Source organism: Streptomyces sp. CB01881 (assembly GCF_002953255.1).
Classification (GTDB): domain Bacteria; phylum Actinomycetota; class Actinomycetes; order Streptomycetales; family Streptomycetaceae; genus Kitasatospora.
In genome coordinates, this window is sequence record NZ_CP026498.1 from 9,427,196 (window position 1) to 9,448,093 (window position 20,898).

15 protein-coding genes are annotated in these 20,898 nt (G+C 73.6%); all 15 read left to right on the forward strand.

Annotation, left to right across the window (positions count from 1 at the left end; all coding sequences use genetic code 11):
- The first annotated feature begins 65 nt into the window (after positions 1 to 65).
- The 15 genes from C2142_RS30780 (at position 66) to C2142_RS30850 (ending at position 20,898) form a co-directional block, all read left to right on the forward strand.
- Entirely contained in the window at positions 66 to 1,382 is a 1,317-nt protein-coding gene (locus C2142_RS30780) for a nucleotide sugar dehydrogenase (protein WP_148646102.1), read from the forward strand.
- Positions 1,372 to 2,637, forward strand: a complete 1,266-nt coding sequence (locus C2142_RS30785; RefSeq protein ID WP_148646103.1) for a glycosyltransferase family 4 protein — start codon at positions 1,372 to 1,374, stop codon at positions 2,635 to 2,637. Before C2142_RS30780 ends, C2142_RS30785 begins: the two co-directional genes overlap by 11 nt.
- A complete protein-coding gene (locus C2142_RS30790) occupies positions 2,634 to 4,007 on the forward strand; it encodes a Wzz/FepE/Etk N-terminal domain-containing protein (RefSeq protein WP_148646104.1) in 1,374 nt (457 codons plus the stop codon). Before C2142_RS30785 ends, C2142_RS30790 begins: the two co-directional genes overlap by 4 nt.
- Positions 4,004 to 5,533, forward strand: a complete 1,530-nt coding sequence (locus C2142_RS30795) for a Wzz/FepE/Etk N-terminal domain-containing protein (RefSeq protein ID WP_148646105.1) — start codon at positions 4,004 to 4,006, stop codon at positions 5,531 to 5,533. Before C2142_RS30790 ends, C2142_RS30795 begins: the two co-directional genes overlap by 4 nt.
- A gap of 3 nt (positions 5,534 to 5,536) precedes the next feature.
- Positions 5,537 to 7,462 (forward strand): asparagine synthase (glutamine-hydrolyzing), encoded by a 1,926-nt coding sequence (gene asnB / locus C2142_RS30800; RefSeq protein ID WP_148646106.1) that lies wholly within the window; start codon positions 5,537 to 5,539, stop codon positions 7,460 to 7,462.
- Positions 7,463 to 7,574: 112 nt separating this feature from the next.
- A complete protein-coding gene (locus C2142_RS30805; RefSeq protein ID WP_148646107.1) occupies positions 7,575 to 9,767 on the forward strand; it encodes a bi-domain-containing oxidoreductase in 2,193 nt (730 codons plus the stop codon).
- Positions 9,764 to 11,713, forward strand: coding sequence for an alginate lyase family protein (locus C2142_RS30810; protein WP_148646108.1), 1,950 nt, complete (start codon positions 9,764 to 9,766; stop codon positions 11,711 to 11,713). The genes C2142_RS30805 and C2142_RS30810 overlap by 4 nt, the downstream gene beginning before the upstream one ends.
- Positions 11,714 to 11,754: 41 nt before the next feature.
- The gene (locus C2142_RS30815) at positions 11,755 to 13,293 is read left to right on the forward strand and encodes a right-handed parallel beta-helix repeat-containing protein (protein WP_148646109.1); all 1,539 of its coding nucleotides are present in this window, start codon (positions 11,755 to 11,757) and stop codon (positions 13,291 to 13,293) included.
- 1 nt (position 13,294) lies between these two features.
- Positions 13,295 to 14,599, forward strand: coding sequence for an O-antigen ligase domain-containing protein (locus C2142_RS30820; RefSeq protein WP_174315793.1), 1,305 nt, complete (start codon positions 13,295 to 13,297; stop codon positions 14,597 to 14,599).
- 2 nt (positions 14,600 to 14,601) lie between these two features.
- On the forward strand, positions 14,602 to 15,876 hold the full coding sequence (locus tag C2142_RS30825; protein ID WP_148646111.1) for a glycosyltransferase family 4 protein: 1,275 nt from the start codon (positions 14,602 to 14,604) through the stop codon (positions 15,874 to 15,876).
- Positions 15,877 to 17,112, forward strand: a complete 1,236-nt coding sequence (locus tag C2142_RS30830) for a class I SAM-dependent methyltransferase (RefSeq protein ID WP_148646112.1) — start codon at positions 15,877 to 15,879, stop codon at positions 17,110 to 17,112.
- Positions 17,109 to 17,939, forward strand: coding sequence for a glucose-1-phosphate cytidylyltransferase (locus C2142_RS30835; RefSeq protein ID WP_148646113.1), 831 nt, complete (start codon positions 17,109 to 17,111; stop codon positions 17,937 to 17,939). Before C2142_RS30830 ends, C2142_RS30835 begins: the two co-directional genes overlap by 4 nt.
- Entirely contained in the window at positions 17,936 to 18,598 is a 663-nt protein-coding gene (locus C2142_RS30840) for a PIG-L family deacetylase (RefSeq protein WP_148646114.1), read from the forward strand. The genes C2142_RS30835 and C2142_RS30840 overlap by 4 nt, the downstream gene beginning before the upstream one ends.
- A gap of 3 nt (positions 18,599 to 18,601) precedes the next feature.
- Positions 18,602 to 19,627, forward strand: coding sequence for an SDR family oxidoreductase (locus C2142_RS30845; RefSeq protein ID WP_148646115.1), 1,026 nt, complete (start codon positions 18,602 to 18,604; stop codon positions 19,625 to 19,627).
- A complete protein-coding gene (locus C2142_RS30850) occupies positions 19,615 to 20,898 on the forward strand; it encodes a DUF4910 domain-containing protein (RefSeq protein ID WP_148646116.1) in 1,284 nt (427 codons plus the stop codon). Before C2142_RS30845 ends, C2142_RS30850 begins: the two co-directional genes overlap by 13 nt.

Consider the following 20,898-nt stretch of genomic DNA (forward strand, 5'->3'; position numbering starts at 1 on the left):
GGGCGTCGACCGATCGACGCGCGGACGGCCGGCCGCAAGGGCCTGCCCGAGGGGAGGAACGGATCATGAGGGTCAGTGTCCTGGGGCTCGGCTACGTGGGCTGCGTGTCGGCCGCGTGCCTGGCCAGCCTGGGCCACGAGGTCATCGGGGTGGACGTGAACCAGGTGAAGGTCGACCTGGTCAACGAGGGCAGGGCCCCGGTGGTCGAGGAGCGGATCGGCGAGCTCATCGCCGAGGTCGTGCGGTCCGGGGCGTTGCGCGCCACCGGCGACGTCCGTGAGGCGATCATGGGCAGCGAGGTTTCGCTGGTCTGCGTGGGCACGCCGTCGGAGCCCAACGGCAGCCTGTGCACCACCTACCTGGAGCGGGTCACCGAGCAGATCGGTGCCGCGGTGGCCGAGCGGGGTGGGCGGCAGACCGTCGTGTTCCGCAGCACCATGCTCCCGGGCACCTGCCTGAACCTGCTGGTACCGATCCTGGAGAAGTACGCCGGCGGCACGGCCGGGGTGGACTTCGGGGTCGCGGTCAACCCGGAGTTCCTGCGCGAGGGCACCAGCGTGCGGGACTTCTTCGACCCGCCCAAGACCGTCATCGGCGAGCTCGACCCGGCGAGCGGCGACGTCGTCGCGGCGCTGTACGACGGACTGCCCGGCGAGGTGTTCCGGGTGCCGGTCCCGACGGCCGAGGCGATCAAGTACGCGGACAACGCGTTCCACGGCCTCAAGATCGGCTTCGCGAACGAGCTGGGTGCGGTGTGCCGGGCGCTCGGGGTGGACTCGCACCAGGTGATCGACGTGTTCCTGGCCGACCGCAAGCTGAACATCAGCCCCGCCTACCTGCGGCCCGGCTTCGCCTTCGGCGGCTCCTGCCTGCCCAAGGACCTGCGCAGCCTGGTCCACGCGGCGCGGCAGGCCGACGTCGCGGTGCCCATCCTCTCCCACGTGCTGCCCTCCAACCACGAACACCTGCAGCGCGCGGTGGAGTTGGTCGAGCGCACCGGCAGGCGTCGGGTGGGCCTGTTCGGCCTGTCCTTCAAGCCCGGTACCGACGACCTCCGCGAGAGCCCGCTCGTCGAGCTGGCGGAGAGGCTCTTCGGCAAGGGCTACGACCTGCGGATCTACGACCCCAACGTGAACCTCTCCCGGCTGCTCGGCGCGAACCGCGAGTACATCGAGACCAGGCTGCCGCACCTCGCGCAGCTGCTCGCGACGTCCGTCGACGAGGTGCTCGACCACGCCGAGGTGTGCGTGGTCGGGACCAGGGACCCGGACGTGCTGTCGGCGTTGCCCCACGGCAACGGCCCGGTGATCGTCGACCTCGTCCACCTTCCCGACGCCGAGGCGCGCCGGACCGAACCGGGGTACGTGGGCCTTGCCTGGTGACGCGACGGGCGGCGACGGGCGGGGCCGTCGCGCGCTGATCCTGGTGGAGAACCTGTCGGTGCCGTTCGACCGGCGGGTGTGGCAGGAGTGCACGACGCTTCGTGACGCGGGCTGGACGGTGGACGTCATCTGCCCGCAGGGGAGCAAGCGGGACACGGAGCCGGAGGCGGTGATCGACGGGGTGCGGATCCACCGGTACCCGTTGCGCGCGGCCACCGGGGGGCCGGCCGGCTACCTGCGGGAGTACGGATCGGCGTTGTGGCACACGGCCCGGCTGGCCCGCAGGGTCGGCCCGGTCGACGTGGTCCACGCCTGCAATCCGCCCGACCTGCTGTTCCTGCCGGCCCTGTGGCTGAAGCGGCGCGGCGCCCGGTTCGTGTTCGACCAGCACGACCTGGTGCCCGAGCTGTACCTCTCCCGCTTCGACCGCGGTGAGGACCTGCTCTACCGCGGCGTGTGCGCGCTGGAGCGGCTGACCTACCGGGCCGCGGACGTCGTGCTGGCCACGAACGAGAGCTACCGGGACGTCGCGCTGCGCCGTGGCGGCCGGCGCCCGGACGACGTCTTCGTAGTGCGCAGCGCGCCCGACACCGAGCGGTTCCGGCCGGTGCCGCCCGAGCCGGAGCTGAAGCGCGGCAAGCCCCATCTGCTGTGCTACCTCGGCGTGATGGGGCCGCAGGACGGCGTCGACTACGCCCTGCGGGCCCTCGCGAAGCTGCGCGACGAGGTCGGGCGGACCGACTGGCACGCGGTGTTCGTCGGCGGCGGCGACACCTTCGACGCGATGGTCGAGCTGTCCCGGCGGCTCGGGCTCTCGGAGCAGGTGGAGTTCACCGGGCGCGTTCCGGACGCCGACCTGGTGCGGTACCTGTCCACCGCGGACGTGTGCCTCTCCCCCGACCCGCGCAATCCGCTCAACGACGTGTCGACCATGAACAAGGTCCTGGAGTACATGGTGATGGGCCGGCCGATCGTCTCGTTCGACCTCCGCGAGGCGCGGGTCTCCGCCGGTGACGCCGCCGTCTACGCGCCCGCCAACGACGAGACCCGGTTCGCCGAACTCGTCGCGCAGCTGCTGGACGATCCGGAGAGGCGGGCCCTGATGGGCAAGGTCGGCCAGGAGCGGATCAACGGGCCGCTGGCCTGGCGGAACTCCCAGCGGTCGCTGCTCGCCGCCTACGAAGCCGCCTGCCGGGACCGGGCTCCGGGGGCGGCGGGCGGCCCGGACCGGACGGGGAGAAGGCCGCTCCGTTGAGCGAGGACACGATACGCCTGGCCACCATCGGCCGGATCCTCCGCCGGCGCTGGCGGCTGCTCACCGTCCTCGCCGTGCTGGGCGCGCTCTCCGGCTTCGGCGCCTCCGCGCTGTTCCCGCCGCAGTACACGACGTCGGCGTCGGTGCTGCTGCCGGGGGCGTGGCAGGACCGCGAGCTGCTCACCCAGGCGGAGATCGCGACCAGTTCGGTGGTGATCGACCGGGTGGCCGCCACGCTCGGCTGGGCCGGGGTCAGCGGCAGCGACCTGCGGGGCCGGGTGACCGCCACGGCCGCGGACGGGAACATCATCAAGATCTCCGGTACGGCCGAGACCCCGGAGCGCGCGCAGCAGCTCTCCGACCAGGTGGCCCGGCAGTTCGTCACGTTCGCGGTCCGGATCGCGGGCGACGGCACCGACCCCGAGGCGGCGCAGCCCGAGGCGCTGCGGCAGCTGGTGGCGCAGGCCAGCCGCCGCATCACCGACCTGGCCGACGCGGCCGCTCCGGGGCAGAGCGTGGACGCCGTGCAGACCCGCACCGAGCTGGTGAAGATGCGCACCGCGCTGCAGGACGCCATGAAGAAGCTGGACCAGGCCGACCCGGCCACCAACAAGGCGGGCACCATGGTCGTCATGGGCTCGGCGGCCCGGCCGACCGGCGAGGCCGCGCCGACCAGGGCCCAGCTCGTCGCCGGCGGGGCGCTGGTGTTCCTCCTGGTCGGGGTCATCGGCCACCTCAGCGCCGCCCGGGCCAGCCGTCGGCTGCGCACCGAACCGGAGATCGCCGCGGCGCTGCGCTCGGTGTTCCTCGGTGCCGTCGACGTCTCCGGTGAACGGTCCGCGAGGCGGCCGGAGGACCGCGGTCCGAAGGCCCTGGTCCGCCGGCTGCTGGGCCTCGACGTCCGGTGGGACGTGCCGGCCCCGCACGCCTGCGGCGACGAGGCCGACCGGCAGGCCCGCTACCGGCGGGTGTGCGCCCGGCTCCGGGACCGGCTGCCGACCCCCCGTCGCCTGCTGGTCGTCGTCCCCGGCGGGGACCGGCTCGCCCACCGGGCAGCCGGGCAGCTCGTCGCCGAGGCGGGCGGCGAGCCCGCGCTGCGGGTGGTGGAGGTGTCGGTGGACCGGCCGCTGGTGCCCGACCGCGAGGACGAGTCCGGTGCGCTGGTGGTGCTCGGCGCGGGCAGCCGGACCGCGGCCGAGCTGGCCGGCATCGCCGAGGCGTGCGCGGAGGCCGGGCACGAGGTCGTCGGCGTGGTCGTCGCCGGCCTGGTCCGGGCCCGTCCGAACCGCTCCGCCGACCCCCGTCCGGACGCCGCCGAGCGGGTGCCGGTGCCGGTGGGCGGCGACGACACGAGGAGAGCGTCGGGGTGACGACGAGTACGACGTCGGAGTCGCCGGCCGCCGCTCCGCTCCTGGACCTGCAACAACTGGTGGCCGCGGTGCGCAGGCGCCGCCGCCTCTGGTGCTCCCTCGCGCTGGTCGGGCTGCTGCTGGGCGCGGCGGTGGCCGTCCTGATGCCGCCGCCGCCGAGCGCGGTGGTCAAGCTGCTGGTCGCGCACGAGGGGGACCAGCCGAACGACTCCGGAACGCTGATCCGCACCGACGTGGCCGTGCTGCAGACCACGGCGATCGCCGGCAAGGCCCTGCAGGCCCTCGGCGCCCCGGACAAGCCCGAGGACTTCATGAAGGCCTACACGGGCCTCGGCCTGACCAACAACCTCCTGGAGATCGACGTGACGGGCCGCAGCGACGCGGAGGCGGTGGCCCGGGCCAAGGCGCTGGCCGACGCCTTCGTCGCGGACCACGTGCGGCGGATCCAGGAAGCCGCGGACGCCGAGGCCAAGGCCCTGCTCGACCAGCAGGGCCGGATGCGGGAGGAGCTCGCCCAGATCAACCAGGCGATCGGGGACGGCGCGCAGCAGAACGGGCCGAAGGCCTCGGCGAGCCTGGAGTCGCTCTACTCCAGCCGGGCCGACCTCACCTCGCGGATCACCGAGTTCGGCCAGCGCGCCGCCGCCGCGCGGGTCGGCACGCCCCGGCTCGTCGCCGGCACCCAGATCGTCGACGCCCCGCACGTGGTCCGCAAGTCCCTGCCCGTGACCGCCGCCACCGACGCCGCGATCGGGCTGGTCCTCGGGCTCGTCGTCGGGCTGGCGTGGGCCGCGGTCGGCACGGTGGTGGCGGACCGCCCGGTGCTGCGCCGGGACATCGCGGCCAACCTCGGCGCCTCGGTCGTCGCGGAGTTCCGCCGACGGCCGCGCGGGCCGGCCGGACGGTTGCAGGGCCGGCGGGCCCGGGTGGCCCGGACGAGGCTGACCACGACCCTGGCCCGGACGGTGCGCGGCTCCGCGGAGGCGGTGTCGCTGCTCGAACTGGGCTGCGCGGGCAGTACGAGCGAGATCGCCCTGGACCTCGGCCGGGCCCTCGGGGAGGAGGGGCCGGTGGTCGTCGTCGACGGTCTGCCCGGCCCGCAGCTCGCCAGGCGCCGCCCGCAGCCGGGGGACCCGGCCGTGGTCGGCGGCGAGTCCGCGCCGGCCCCTGCGGGTGCGGAGCGCCGGCTCGGCGTGGGCTCGGTGGCGCCCGGCACGGCCTGGACCGACCTGCGGTACCTCGGCACCCGGACGGTGCTCGTGGTGCGGGCCGGGCACGGGAACACCGCGTGGCTGCACACCGTGGCGCGGCAACTCGCCGACCAGGACATCGCGGTGATCGGCGTGGTGCTGATCGACCCCGATCCGCGGGACCGCACCGACGGCACGCTCTGGGACGGGCCGCCCGCCCCGGCGCGCGGCCGCAGCGGGTCGCCGGCCCGGCAGAACGGCACCGGCCGGCGGCGGACGGAGCGACGACCGATGTGGACCGCACGGGTCCCGGACAGCGACCAGGAGGCGAGGTAGGACATGTGTGGCATCGCAGGCGCGTACCGATGGCCGGACGGGAAGGTCGTGACCGACCTGCTCACCGACACCCTCGCCCACCGCGGTCCGGACGGGTCGGGCCGCTACGGTCACCCGGTCGGTGACGGCGAAGTGCACCTGGGGCACCGCCGGCTGGCCGTCATCGACCTGTCCGGGACCGGCGCCCAGCCGATGGTCTCGGACGGCCTCGTCCTGACGTACAACGGCGAGCTGTACAACGCGCCCGAGCTGCGGGCCGAACTCTCGGCCGCCGGGGTGCGCTTCCGCGGCACCTCCGACACCGAGGTGCTGCTGGAGGCCTGGCGGCGCTGGGGCACGGACTGCCTGCCCCGGCTGCGCGGCATGTTCGCGTTCGGGATCTTCGACGAGCGGACCGGCGAGCTGGTGCTCGTCCGCGACCAGCTCGGCATCAAGCCGCTGTTCCTGCTCCGGCGCGGCGAGGGTCTGGTGTTCGCCTCCGAGCTCAAGGCGCTGGCCGCCGCCACCGGCGGGACGCTGGAGGTGGACCACGCGGCGATGGTGGCCTCCCTGCTGTACTACTGGGTGCCGGACTCGCGGTGCGCGTTCCGCGGGGCGGAGAAGCTGCCGCCGGGCAGCTGGCTGCGGTGCAGGCCCGACGGGCGGGTGGAGCGCGGCCGGTTCTGGCACCTGCGGGAGGTCGCCGCCGAGGGCCGGGAGCGGGCCCGGGCCGGCGAACTGCCGGACATCGCCGCCGTCGTCGAGGAGTCGACGCGGCGTCACCTGCTCTCCGACGTCCCCGTGGCGACCTTCCTCTCCGGCGGGCTGGACTCCAGCTACCTGACGGCGCTGGCGGCCCGCGACCACCCCGGGATCTCCGCCTACACGATCGGCTTCCGCGCCGAGGACGCCAGGTTCGAGGCGATGCCGGACGACCTGCGCTACGCCCGGCAGGTGGCCGAGCGGTTCGGCGTCGACCTGCACGAGATCGAGATCGCCCCGGACGTGCTCGACCTGCTGCCGCGGATGACGTACCACCTGGACGAGCCGATCGGCGACCCGGCCGCGATCAACACCTTCCTGATCTGCTCGGCCGCCCGGGAGGCCGGGGTCAAGGTGATGCTCTCGGGGATGGGCGCCGACGAGCTGTTCGCCGGCTACCGCAAGCACCTGGCCAACCAGTTGGCGCTGCGCTACCAGCGCGTCCCCCGGCCGCTGCGGCGCGGCCTGTCCGCGGCCGTGGACCGGTTGCCGGTCGCCTCGGCCCGGCGGGGGTTCCGGTCGGTGCGGTTCGCGAAGCGGTTCCTCTCCTTCGCCGACCTGCCGGAGGAGACGGCGTTCCGGCGCAGCTACACCATGTACGACCGGGAGGAACTGCTCGCCCTGGTCGATCCGGACCTGGCCGGGACGGTCCAGGACGTGCTGACCGAGCACGCGGACGTCTACCGGGACAACGACCTGGACGACTTCGTCAACCGGATGTGCCTGGGCGACGCCCGGATGTTCCTGCCGGGCCTGAACCTCGCGTACACCGACCGGTCGAGCATGGCCGCGTCGACCGAGGTGCGGGTGCCGTACGTGGACGTCGAGGTGGTCCGGGCGGCGTTCTCGGTGCCCGGCAACCGCAAGATCGTGGGACGGCAGGGCAAGGCCGTCCTCAAGGAGGCGGCCACCTCGGTCCTGCCCCGGGAGATCGTGTACCGGCCCAAGGGCCTGTTCAGCGCCCCGCTGCGGGCCTGGATGAGCCGGGACCTGGCACCGCTGGTGCGCGAGGTGATCAACGACGGCGAGCTCGTCCGGTCCGGGTTCCTGCGCCGCGACGCACTGGCCCGGCTGGTCGCCGAGGACGCCGCCGGGCAGCAGGACTTCTCCAAACACCTCTGGCACGTGCTGACCCTCGAGTACTGGTACCGCGGCGCGACCTCCGGCGCGACCGCGGCACCTTCCTGACGGCGCGGGGCCCGCCCGACGGCGTGGGCTCACGTGACGGCGAAGCGGACCGGACGGCGTGGCGGACAAGACGGCGTGACGAGCAAGACGGCGTAGAGAGCAGGGGACTTCGGTGAAGCAGGTCGTGCAGAACTACAAGAGCGGCGAGCTGGCGGTGCTCGACGTACCCGTGCCGGGGTGCAAGCCGGGCGGTGTGCTGGTCCGCACCGCCTACTCGCTGATATCCACCGGGACCGAGCTCATGAAGGTGTCCGAGGCCGGCATGTCGATGCTGGGCAAGGCCCGTTCCCGGCCGGACCAGGTGGCCAAGGTCATGCAGAGCGTGGCCACCAACGGGCTGCCCGCCACCTACCGCAAGGTGATGGGCAAGCTGGACTCCTACACGCCGCTGGGCTATTCGCTGTGCGGGGTGGTCGAGCAGGTCGGCGCCGGGGTCGACGACGTGAAGGTCGGCGACCTGGTGGCCTGCGCCGGCAACGAGCACGCGTTGCACGCCGAGCTGAACTGGGTGCCGAAGAACCTCTACACCCCGGTGCCGGACGGCCTCGCGCCGCGGCACGCGGCCTTCGGCACCGTCGGGTCGATCGCGCTGCAGGGGGTGCGCCAGGGCGAGCCGCAGCTGGGCGAGGTGGCGCTGGTCATCGGCCTCGGGCTGATCGGGCAGCTGGTGGTGCAGCTCCTCGCCGCCGCGGGGGTGCGGGTCGTCGGGGCCGACCCCGACCCGACGCGCTGCGCGCTCGCCGAGCGGCTGGGCGCCGTGGCCTGCGGCGACCCCGGCTCCTCGGCCCTGGAGGGCGCCGTCGCCGAGCTGACCGGCGGTCACGGTGTGGACCAGGTGTACCTGGCCGCCGGCGGCGGCAGCAACCAGCCGGTCGAGCTGGCCGCCCACCTGGCCCGGGACCGCGGCCGGGTCGTCGACATCGGCAAGTGCCGCCTGGACCTGCCGTGGAACGCGTACTACGAGAAGGAGCTGGACGTCCGGTTCTCCCGCTCGTACGGCCCCGGGCGCTACGACCCGGAGTACGAGCTGGACGGGCGGGACTACCCGATCGGCTACGTGCGCTGGACCGAGCGCCGCAACCTGGCCTGCTTCCTCGATCTCCTCGCCCGCGGCCGCGTCGACGTGGAGCCGCTGGTCTCCCACATGGCCGAGTTCGAGGACGCCGTCGAGACGTACCGGCGGCTGAAGGACGGCGAACTGAAGGCCGTGGCCGTGCTGTTCCGCTACCCCGGGCCCACGGGGGAGGAGTCGGAGCACGCCGTGGAGGCCCCGGTGGTGGCGGTGCCCGCGGTGCGCCGCGGCACGGGGTCCACCCCGGCCCGGCCCGTCGGCGCGCCGGTGCGGCTGGCGTTCGTCGGCGCCGGGAACTACGCGAGCTCGATGCTGCTGCCGCACCTGGCGCAGCGCGAGGGCGTCACGCTGTCCACGGTCGTCACCACCACGGCGCTGTCCGCGGCCAACGCCCGGCGCAAGTTCGGCTTCGCCCGGGCGACCACCGACCTCGACGCCGTGCTCGGGGACCCGTCCGTCGACGCGGTCTTCGTGGTCACCCGGCACAGCTCGCACGCCGAACTGACCCGGCAGGCGCTGCTGGCCGGCAAGACGGTGTTCGTGGAGAAGCCGCTGGCCCTCACCGAGGACGAACTGGCCGGTGTGCTGGCGGCGGTGGAGGAGTCCGGCAACGACCGCCTGCAGGTGGGCTTCAACCGCCGGTTCGCACCGCTGCTGCGGGAGGCGAAGAGCCGGCTCGGCGTCCGGACCGGTCCGGCGAGCCTGCGCTACCTGGTGAACGCGGGCCGGCTGCAGCACGGCAGCTGGTACCTGCGGCAGGGCACCGAGGGCACCCGGTTCGCCGGCGAGGGCGGGCACTTCATCGACACGGCGAGCTGGCTGCTGGATGCCGACCCGGTCTCGGTGTACGCGGTCGCCTCGTCCGGCAACGAGGACCTCCAGGTGGTGCTGCGCTACCCGGACGACTCCACCGCCACCATCAGCTACGTCACCACCGGCGCGCCCGGCTTCCCCAAGGAGACGCTGGACCTCGTCGCGGACGGCAAGGTGCTGAAGCTCGACGACTTCGTCCGCGCCTCGGTGCACGGCCCCAAGCGGTGGGTCAGTTCCCGGCTGCCCAAGGCCCGGGACAAGGGCCAGTCCGCCGAACTGGCCGCGTTCGTCAGGGCCGTGCGGACCGGCGGGCCGATGCCGGTGCCGCTGGAGTCGCTGGTCGCCACCACGGCGGCGACCCTGGCCGTGCAGGCCGCCCTGACCGGCGGCGCGCCGGTGACCCTGGCGAGGCCGCGATGACCATGAGCGCGGGCTGGTACCTGCGGCGGCTGTCCCGGATGGGGCCGCGGGAGGTCGGCGGCCGGGTGGGCGACGCGGTGCGCAGGCGGCGGTGGCGGACGGTGGCGCCGCGGCGCCCGGTCGTGTCCGGCGCCCGGTTCACCGCCGTGCTGCCCGCCGGGGCGATCGCCGCGGTGCCGGCGGACGCCGCGAAACGGCTGGTCGCCGCGGCGGACCGGCTGATGGACGGGCACGCCGAGTTCTTCGGGGTGGTCCGTGACGACCTGGCCGCCCCGGACTGGTGGCGCGACCCGAAGACCGGGCGCCGGGCCCCGGCCGGTTACGCCTTCGACGTGCCCTACCGCGACGAGGACGCGGTCGGGGACATCAAGCAGATCTGGGAGCCGTCCCGGCACCAGTACCTGACCGTGCTCGCCGCCGCGTACGCGGTCACCGGGAACGAGCGGTACGCCGAGCGGGTCGCCGAGCACCTGCGGTCCTGGTGGGCGGCCAACCCGCCGCTGCGCGGCGTGCACTGGATCAGCGGCATCGAGCTGGGCATCCGGCTGCTGTCCTGGGTGTGGATCCGCCGGCTGCTCGACGGCTGGCCGGGCGCGGCGGGACTGTTCGAGGGCAACCCGGTGGCGCTGGACCAGATCTGGCACCACCAGCGCTGGCTGGCCGCCTTCCCCAGCCGGGGGTCCTCGGCAAACAACCACGTCATCGCCGAGGCGGCCGGGCAGTTCGCCGCGGCCTGCGCCTTCGGCTGGTTCCCCTCCTCCGCGCGCTGGCGCACGGGCGCGCTGCGGTCGCTGGAACGGAACCTGCGCGGCAACACCTTCCCGTCCGGCCTCAACCGCGAACTGGCCGGCGAGTACCACGGGCTGGTCCTGGAGCTCGGCCTGGCCGCGGTGGCCGAGGCGGACGCCGCCGCCGTACCCGTCCCCAGGACGGTCCGGCTGGTCCTGCTGCGGATGACCGACGCGCTCGCGGCCGTCGTGGACGACCGGCTGCGGCCGCCGCGCCAGGGCGACGCGGACGACGGGCACGGGCTGGTCGTGGACGGCGCGGGCACCGACCGCTGGGCCTCGCTGCTGGCCACCGGGGAGGCCGTGTTCGGCCGACTCGCCTGGTGGCCGGAGGTGACCGGCACCGATGTGCGCACCCCGCTGCTGGCCGCGCTCCTGCGGCCGTACGGGAAGGACGGGACCGTGACCCGCCCGGCGCGCCGGCGGGCCCACTTCGCCGACGCCGGGATGACCGTCCTGCGCGGCCCGGACGGGATCTGGTGCCGCTGCGACGGCGGTCCGCACGGGTTCCTGTCCATCGCCGCGCACGCCCACGCGGACGCCTTGTCCCTGGAGGTGCGGCAGGACGGGGTCGACGTGCTCGCCGACCCGGGGACGTACTGCTACCACGGGCAGCCCGAGTGGCGACGGTACTTCCGGTCGACGCTGGGCCACAACACCCTGGAGCTGGACGGCGAGGACCAGTCCACCTCCGGCGGCCCGTTCCTGTGGACCCGGCACGCCCGCAGCCGGGTCCTGGTCGCGGACACCTCCGCCGAGGGGGTGGCCCGCTGGTGCGCCGAGCACGACGGCTACCAGCAGTCGGTGCACCGCCGCCGGGTGGAGCTGACCGCCGCGAGCCGGGAGCTGCGGGTGGTCGACGAGGTGCGCGGCCCGCGCCGCGCGGTACGGCTGGCCTTCCACCTCGGCCCGGCGGTCACCGCGGACCTGACGGGCAACCGGGCCGTGCTGACCTGGACCGGGGACGGTGAGGACCGCTCCGCGGTGCTCGACCTGCCCGGGCAGCTGACCTGGCGGGCGCACCGCGGCGAGACCGGACCGCCGCTGGGCTGGTACTCCGCCGGCTTCGGACGCAAGGTACCGGCCACCACGCTGGTCGGCACCGGCTTCACGGACGGCGCGCAGGGGTTCACCACCGTGCTCGGGTTCCGCGGCTAGTGGGACGGGGGGTGACGGGGCGGATGGGACGGATGGGGCGGATGGGGATCACCGGACGGCACCGGTGGGCGTCGGCGGCGGTGCTGACGCTCGCCCTGCTGGTGGCGACCGGCTGTACGGGCGGGTCGGACTCCCCGGCGGAGCCGACCGCCCAGCCGTCCGCACCGGTGGCCGCACCGGTGGCCGTGGCACGGGTGTGCGCCGAGCCCGCGGCCGGGCCGGCCAGCGCGCCGGCGGGCGCGGTGACGGTCGACCCCGCGGTGGTCGACGACCTGGCCGTGAAGACCAGGAACAGCCCCCCGCACACCACGTTCTGGCTGGCCCCGGGCAAGCACACCCTCGAACCGGACCGCTACGCCCAGGTCATGACCAAGGAGGGGAACACCTACCTCGGCGCGCCGGGCGCGGTGCTCGACGGCCGGAAGACCAACAACTACGCGTTCAGCGGCACCTCCCCCGACGTCACCATCCGCTACCTGACCGTGCAGGGCTTCGTCGCGCCGCACGACGAGGGCGTGGTCAACCACGACATGGCCGACGGGTGGGTGATCGAGCACACGACGATCCAGGGCAACTCCGGCGCCGGGCTGATGGCCGGCGCCCGCCAGCAGGTCCGCGCCAGCTGCCTGCGCGACAACGGCCAGTACGGGATGAACGCCTACAAGACCGGCGACACCATCAAGGGCCTGGTGGTCGAGGGCAACGAGGTCGTGGGCAACAACACCGACGACTGGGAGCGGCGGCAGCCGGGCTGCGGCTGCAGCGGGGGCATCAAGTTCTGGGCCGTCAACGGCGCCGACATCCGCGGCAACTGGGTGCACGACAACCGCGGCACCGGGCTGTGGGCGGACAACGACAACAACGACTTCCTCATCGAGGACAACGTGCTGGAGGCCAACGACGGCTCCGCGCTGATGTACGAGACCAGCTACAACGCGGTGGTCCGCAACAACACGATCCGGCGGAACAACTGGGTCGACGGCCGCCGGCACGCCGCCGACGGCGACGACTTCCCGCACGCGGCCGTCTACGTGTCGGAGGCCGGCGGCGAACCCCGGATCCCGGCCCGCACGGACAAGCTGGAGATCTACCGGAACCTGCTGGAGGACAACTGGTCCGGGATCACCCTGTGGGAGAACGCCGACCGGTTCTGCAACAGCCCGGCCAACACCTCGACCGGCTACTGCACCCTGCTGGTGAAAGACACCCGGCGCTGCGCGAAGCCGGCCATCGACACCGCACCGCTGTACGCCGACTGCCGCTGGAAGACCCAGCGGGTGGACATCCACGACAACCGCTTCGCCCTCGACACGACCGTGGTCAAGTGCACGGTGGAGTGCGGCCGGATGGCGGTGCTCTCCAACTACGGCACCTACCCGGACTGGTCCCCGTACCTGGGCAAGCGGGTGTCCGAGGCGATCACCCTCAAACAGGACAACCGCTGGCACGACAACGTCTACACCGGACCATGGCTCTTCGTCGCCGACGACCCGGGCCGGCCACTCGACCCCGGGCAGTGGCAGGGCCTGCCGTACCGGCAGGACGCGGGCAGCACCTTCGCCGCACGGGCCGGTGGTTGAGATGGGCGGGACCCCGGTGCGGGGCGGGCCGACGGACGGACCGGACGCGACGACCGCGCGGCCCGGCACCGCACCGCGCGCCGAGGCCACGCCGAAGGCCGTCTGGATCGTCTGGGCGCTGCTGGGCCTCAACACGCTCGGCTCCGCCGGGGCGAAGACCATCGTCCGGCTGCCCCGCTCCCTCATCCAGATGGCCACCATGGGCGCGCTGGTCTCCGCGTTCGCGCTGGCGCTCCTGCTCAACCTCCGGCTGCGCATCCGGGCCGGCGCCTTCCTGTTCCTGCTCACCCTGCTGCTGGTGCCGAGCCTGATCTCCAGCCTGAAGCTGGAGGTGGGGCTCGGGGCGCTGTTCCGTTGCACCCGGCTGGCCATCTTCGTCGGCACGCTCTGGCTGATCAGCCGCTGGTGGGACGGCAGCCTCACGTTCGTCCGGACCCACATCCGGATGTACTACGCGGTGCTCTGGTCGGTCGCCGCCGGTCTGGTCATCTCCCCGGGCACGGCCATGCCCGAGTACTACGGCGGTCGGCTGGTCGGCGCCCTGTGGCCGCTCACCCCGCCGCAGATCGGCCAGTACTCCGCGGTGATCATCGGGCTGACCGTGCTGCTCCTGCTGGGCCGCCGGACCACCGGCCGGAGCGCGGCGATGATCATCGTGCCGACCTTCGTCCTGCTCGCCATGACCCACACCCGGACGGCCACGATCGGCCTGCTCGCCGGCCTGGCGCTGGCGATCTGCTCGCTCGTCCTGACCAGCGCCGCCGCCCGCCGGTTCTTCACCCGGGCGCTGGTGTGCTCCACGGTGGCCGCGGTGGCGTTCGCCTCCGCGCTGCAGACCTGGTTCATGCGCGGGCAGAGCAAGGAGAACTTCTCCAACCTCACCGGCCGGGCCAAGGTCTGGGACGCCCTGCTCACCCAGCCCCGGACCATCCCCGAAGAGGCCTTCGGCATCGGTCTGGGCGACAAGTCCTTCGGCGGACTGCCGATCGACAACAGCTGGCTGGCCGTCTACAACGAGCAGGGCCTGGTCGGTATCGCCCTGGTGGCCGCGATCCTCATCGTGCTGGGCGGCGTCGCCCTGCTGCGCCCACCCTCGCTGGAGCGGGCCTGCGCGATCTTCCTGATCAGCTACGTCGCGATCTCCTCGTACACCGAGGCCGGACTCGGCGACGCCTCACCGTATCTGCTGCACCTGGCGCTGGCCGCCTCGCTGCTCGCCACGCCCGCCGAGGCGACGCCCCTGACGACGCTCGTGGTCCCGCGACGGCGCAACCCGCGCCGGGACCGGAAACGGGAGGTGAACTGACCGTGCACGTCCTCGTGGTGCACAACCGCTACTCCTCGGCGCAGCCGAGCGGGGAGAACCGGGTCGTCGACGAAGAGGTGGGGCTGCTGCGCGCGGCCGGCCACCGGGTCGACGTGTTCGAGCGGCGCAGCGACTCCATCGCCGGCCGGTCCCTGCCGGGGAAGGTCGCGGTGCCGCTCCTGGTGCCGTGGAACCCGGCGGTCCGCACGGAGCTCACCGCCCGGCTGCGCCGCGAGCGGCCGGACGTGGTGCACGTCCACAACGTCTTCCCGCTGCTGTCGCCGGCGGTGCTCGCCGCCTGCGCCGACGCCGGCGTGCCCGTCGTCGCCACGCTGCACAACTACACCCAGGTCTGCCCGCCCGGCACCCTGCACCGGGACGGCCGGGCGTGCAGCGAGTGCGTCGGGTCGAAGGTCGCGCTGCCCGCCGTCCGGCACGGCTGCTACCGCAACTCCCGGCTGGCGACGGTGCCGCTCGCGGTCAGCCTGTCGGTCAACCGGCGGCGGTGGTGGTCCGGGGTGGACCGGTTCTTCTGCATCTCGGCGGCGCAGCGCGACGTCCTGGCCCGCTCCGGCATGCCGGCCGAACGACTGGTGGTGAAGCACAACTTCGTGCCCGAGCCGGGCACCCGCCGTACGGGCGCCGGCGAGCACCTGCTGTTCCTCGGCCGGCTCGCGGAGCCCAAGGGCGTGCGGCTGCTGATGGCCGCCTGGGACGGGCTCGCGGCGGGCGGCGGGGTGGGCGTGCCGCTCGTGGTGGCCGGCGCCGGGCCGCTGGAGGCCGAGGTGACGGCCTGGGCGGCCGGCCGCGACGACGTGCGCTACGTCGGCCTGTACGACCCGGCCCGGTGCCGGGAGACGGTCGCCCGCGCGGTGGCCGTGGTGGCGCCCTCGCTGGCCCCGGAGACCTTCGGCCTGGTGGTCGCGGAGGCCATGGCGGCCGGGGTCCCGGCCGTCGCCGCCGGTCACGGCGCCTTCGTCGAGCTGGTCGAGGACGGGGTGACCGGGCTGCTGCACCGGCCGGGCGAGGAGGCCTCGCTCGCGGACTGCCTGCGCCGGATCACGGCCGACCCGGCCGGCAACCAGGAGATGGGCCGCACGGCCCGGCGCCACTACGAGCGGGCCTTCAGCCCGGCCGTCGGCCTGGAGCGCCTGGTGGAGGAGTACCGCACCGTGATCGCGGGGCGGTCCGGCGGCGCGGACGGCGCGCCGCCGACAGGGAACGGAAACGCTGGCTCGCTCGGGGGCACCCCGCGCGGGCAGGAATGGGGGCAGTAGATGACACGATGCCGACTCTGCGGTTCGACGGCGATGGGGAGCGTCGTCGACCTGGGGGCGACCCCGCCGTGCGAGAGCTTCCTCGCCGCGGACCAGCTGGACCGGCCCGAGCCGGCCTACCCGCTGCACCTGCGGGTCTGCACCGACTGCTGGCTGGCACAGATCCCGCCGCTGATCACGCCGGAGGAGACGTTCACCCAGTACGCGTACTTCTCCTCGTACTCGACCTCCTGGGTGGACCACGCGCGCACCTTCGTCGACGGCGCCGTCCGGCGGCTCGGCCTGGGCTCCGAGGCCTTCGTGGTCGAGGTCGCGAGCAACGACGGCTACCTGCTCGGGCACGTGGTGGAGCGGGGGATCCGCTGCCTGGGCATCGAACCGTCGGTCAACGTCGGTGCGGCCGCGCGGGAGAAGGGCGTGCCCACGCTCACCGCCTTCCTCGACCCGGCCACCGGCGCGGACGTCCGCGCCGAGCACGGCCCGGCCGACCTGGTCGTCGCCAACAACGTGTACGCGCACATCCCCGACGTGGTCGGGTTCACCCGGGGGCTGCGCGCCCTGGTGGCCGACGACGGCTGGGTCTCCATCGAGGTGCAGCACCTGCTCACCCTGATCGAGGAGAACCAGTACGACACCATCTACCACGAGCACTTCCAGTACTACACGGTCGCCTCCGCGACCCGGGCGCTGGCGAGCGGCGGACTCACCCTGGTGGACGTCGAGCTGCTGCCCACGCACGGCGGCTCCATCCGGCTGTGGGCCCGGCCGGCCGAGGTGGCCGGCGAGCCGGGCCGGCGGGTGGCCGAGGTGCTGGACCGGGAGAAGGCCGCCGGGCTGCAGGAGCTCTCCGGGTACACCGAGTTCTCCGCCCGGGTGGCCAAGGTGCGCCGGGACCTCCTGCGCTTCCTCGTCGACGCGGCCGAGCGCGGTGAGACGGTCGTCGGCTACGGCGCCCCGGGCAAGGGCAACACCCTGCTCAACCACTGCGGCATCCGGCCCGACCTGCTCCCGTACACCGTCGACCGGAACCCCTACAAGCACGGCAGGTTCACCCCGGGCACCCGGATCCCGATCCTGGCGCCCGAGCAGATCGCCGTCGACCGGCCGGACTACGTCCTCGTCCTGCCGTGGAACCTGCGGGCCGAGCTGGTCGAGCAGTTGTCCTTCGTGCACGAGTGGGGCGGCCGGCTGGTCTTCCCCATCCCGGAACTCAGCATTGTCGAGGTCAAGCCGTGAAGGTCGTCCTGTTCTGCGGCGGTTACGGGCTGCGCATGCGCAGCGGAGCCTCCGACGACGTGCCCAAGCCGATGGCGATGGTCGGCCCGCGGCCGCTGATCTGGCACGTGATGCGCTACTACGCCTACTACGGGCACACCGAGTTCATCCTCTGCCTCGGCTACGGCGCCCACCACATCAAGGACTTCTTCCTCAACTACGAGGAGACGACCTCCAACGACTTCGTGCTGCGCCGGGGCCGGACGGAGCTGCTGTCCACCGACATCGCCTCCTGGACGATCACCTTCGCGCAGACCGGCATCGATTCGCCGATCGGGGAGCGGCTGCGCCGGGTGCGCCACCACCTGGACGGCGACGAGATGTTCCTCGCCAACTACGCCGACGTGCTCACCGACGCCCCGCTGCCGGAGATGATCGACCGGTTCGCCCAGCGCGACGCCGGTGCGTCGATGATGGTGGTGCCGCCGCAGCAGTCGTTCCACTGCGTGGACCTGGGCGAGGACGGCCTGGTGGGGGGCATCACCGCGGTCAGCGAAATGCCGCTGTGGGAGAACGGCGGCTACTTCGTGCTCCGCCAGGAGGTCTTCGACCACATACCGGAGAACGGGGACCTGGTCGCCGACGGGTGCGCCGGGCTGGCCAAGCGCGGCCGGCTGGTGGCGCACCGGCACCGTGGCTTCTGGAAGCCGACCGACACCGTGAAGGAGCGGGCCGCGCTCGACGCCGCCTACGCCCGGGGCGACCGCCCGTGGGCCGTGTGGGAGCGCGGCGGCCCGGGGGCGCGGGTGCCCGGAAGCCGGGCCGGAGCCGCGGCGGGGACCGCGTGATCCGGCTCGGGGCCGGGCGCCCGGAGCGGATCGTCGCGGTGGGGGCGCACTGCGACGACATCGCCATCGGCGCCGGCGGCACGCTGCTGACGATGTGCCTCGCGCGGCCGGGCCTGCGGGTCGACGCGCTGGTGCTCTCCGGCGGTGGCGGCGAGCGGGAGCAGGAGGAGCGGGACGCGCTCGCCGCCTTCTGCCCGGATGCCGACCTGCGCCTGACCGTGCTCAAGCTGCCGGACGGCCGGCTGCCCGCGCACTGGGACGAGGCCAAGGCCTCGGTCGAGGAGCTGCGCGGGCGCACCGAGCCGGAGCTGGTCCTCGCACCGCGCACCGAGGACGCGCACCAGGACCACCGCGGACTGGCGCAGCTGGTGACCACCGCCTTCCGCGACCACCTCGTGCTCGGCTACGAGATCGTCAAGTGGGACGGCGACCTCGGCCGTCCGACGGCGTACCAGCCGCTGTCCCCGGAGGTCGCCGAGGAGAAGGTGCGGCTGTTGCAGGAGCACTACCCCTCGCAGCGGCACCGGCCCTGGTACGACCGGGAGGCCTTCCTCGGGCTGGCGCGGATCCGCGGCATCGAATGCCACGAGCGCTACGCCGAGGCGTTCGCCGTCACCAAACTCACACTCGATCTCGGCACTCTCAACCTGGGGGAATGACCCATGCGCGTACTGCTGACCGGACACCAGGGCTACCTGGGCACCGTGATGGCCCCGGTCCTCGCGGCCGCCGGGCACGACGTCGTCGGGCTGGACGCCGGCCTGTTCGCGGACTGCGTCCTCGGCCCGACGCCCGCCGACCCGCCGGGGCACCGGGTGGACCTGCGCGACGTCACGGCCGACCACGTGGCCGGGGTGGACGCCGTGATCCACCTGGCCGCGCTGTCCAACGACCCGCTGGGCTCGCTGGCGCCGGACCTCACCTACGACATCAACCACCACGCCTCCGTGCGGCTGGCCGAACTGGCCCGGGACGCCGGGGTGCGGCGCTTCCTGTACGCGTCGACCTGCTCGGTCTACGGCGCCGCCGGCGGCGACGAGCTGGTGGCCGAGAACGCCCCGCTGCGCCCGGTGACGCCGTACGCGGAGTCCAAGGTGCGGGTGGAGGACGACCTGCACGACCTGGCCGACGGCGACTTCAGCCCGGTGTTCATGCGCAACGCCACCGCCTTCGGCTTCTCGCCCCGGCTGCGCGCCGACATCGTGCTGAACAACCTGGTGGGCCACGCGCTGCTGTCCGGCGAGGTGCTGGTGCTCTCCGACGGCACCCCCTGGCGCCCGCTGGTGCACGCCGTCGACATCGCCCGGGCCTTCGCCGCCGCGCTGGTCGCGCCGCGCGAGGCGGTGCACGACGAGGCGTTCAACATCGGCAGCGAGACCAACAACGTCACCGTCGCCGAGATCGCCGAGCTGGTCGCCGAGGCGGTGGAGGGCTCGAAGGTGCGGATCACCGGGGAGGCCGGCGCCGACCCCCGCTCCTACCGGGTGGACTTCTCCCGTTTCCGGGCCGCGGTCCCCGACTTCGAGTGCGAGTGGACGGTCCAGCGGGGCGCACTCGAACTCGCCGAGGCCTACCGCGAGTTCGGCCTCACCCGGGAGGACTTCGAGCAGCGCTTCACCCGGCTGGCCGTGCTGCGCGCGGCGTCCGGGGCCGGCACCGTCGACGACACCCTGCGGTGGCGCCGATGACCACGGTGGGCGGCCGGATGCACGCGCTGGTGGAGCGGCTGTACCCGCTCTGCCGGAGCATCACCGGCGACGGCGTGCGCGCCACCCTGGACATCGTCGGCGAGTACGTCCCACTGCAGGTGCACGAGGTGCCGACCGGGACGCGGGTGCTCGACTGGACGGTGCCGCAGGAGTGGAACATCCGGGACGCGTACATCGCCGACACCGCCGGCCGCCGGGTCGTCGACTTCGCCGCGTCCAGCCTGCACGTGCTCGGCTACAGCGTCCCGGTGGCGGCGACGATGCCGCTGGCCGAGCTGCGGGGACACCTGCACACCCTGCCCGACCACCCGACCTGGGTGCCCTACCGCACCAGCTACTACACGCCGGAATGGGGGTTCTGCCTGGCCCAGGAGACCTTGGACGCGATGCCGGACGGCGAGTACGAGGTGCGCATCGACTCCACGCTCGCGGACGGCCACCTCACCTACGCCGAGCACGTCGTCCCCGGGCAGGTCACCGACGAGGTGATCGTCTCCTGCCACGTCTGCCACCCGTCGCTGGCCAACGACAACCTGGCGGGCGTCGCGGTGGCGACGTTCCTGGCGCGCGAGCTGGCGCAGCGGTCGCCCTACTACACCTACCGGTTCATCTTCGCGCCCGGCACCATCGGGGCGATCACCTGGCTGGCCCGCAACGCGGAGCGGGTGGAACGGGTCAAGCACGGGCTGGTGCTGGCCTGCGCCGGCGACCGGGGGCGGCTGACGTACAAGCAGAGCAGGCGCGGCGACGCGGAGATCGACCGGGTTCTGCGGCACGTCCTGCGCGCAACCGAACGACCGCACCACGTCACCGGGTTCACGCCGTACGGCTACGACGAGCGGCAGTACTGCTCGCCCGGGTTCGACCTCGGCGTCGGCTCGCTCAGCCGCACCCCGTACGCCGGGTACCCCGAGTACCACACCTCGGCGGACAATCCGGACTTCGTCTCCCCGGAGGCGATGGCGGACACCCTCGCGGTCTGCCGCGAGGCGTTCGCCGTCCTGGACCGCAACCGGCGGTACCTCAACCTCAGCCCGTACGGCGAACCGCAGCTGGGCCGGCGCGGGTTGTACGACTCGCTCGGCGGCCGCAGCGACGCCAAGCAGGCACAGCTGGCCATGCTCTGGGTGCTCAGCCTCTCCGACGGCGAGCACAGTCTGCTGGACGTCGTCGAGCGGTCCGGGCTGGCGTTCGACACCGTCGCCGCCGCGGCCGACGCCCTGCACGGCGCCGGGCTGATCAAGGCATGA

Excerpts from the sequence above, each read along its gene's own strand:
- C2142_RS30845 (WP_148646115.1), top strand. The coding sequence starts at position 18,602 with ATGCGCGTACTGCTGACCGGACACCAGGGCTACCTGGGCACCGTGATG.
- C2142_RS30830 (WP_148646112.1), top strand. The coding sequence starts at position 15,877 with ATGACACGATGCCGACTCTGCGGTTCGACGGCGATGGGGAGCGTCGTC.
- C2142_RS30815 (WP_148646109.1), top strand. The coding sequence starts at position 11,755 with ATGGGGATCACCGGACGGCACCGGTGGGCGTCGGCGGCGGTGCTGACG.
- asnB (WP_148646106.1), top strand. The coding sequence starts at position 5,537 with ATGTGTGGCATCGCAGGCGCGTACCGATGGCCGGACGGGAAGGTCGTG.
- C2142_RS30780 (WP_148646102.1), top strand. The coding sequence starts at position 66 with ATGAGGGTCAGTGTCCTGGGGCTCGGCTACGTGGGCTGCGTGTCGGCC.
- C2142_RS30820 (WP_174315793.1), top strand. The coding sequence starts at position 13,295 with ATGGGCGGGACCCCGGTGCGGGGCGGGCCGACGGACGGACCGGACGCG.
- C2142_RS30810 (WP_148646108.1), top strand. The coding sequence starts at position 9,764 with ATGACCATGAGCGCGGGCTGGTACCTGCGGCGGCTGTCCCGGATGGGG.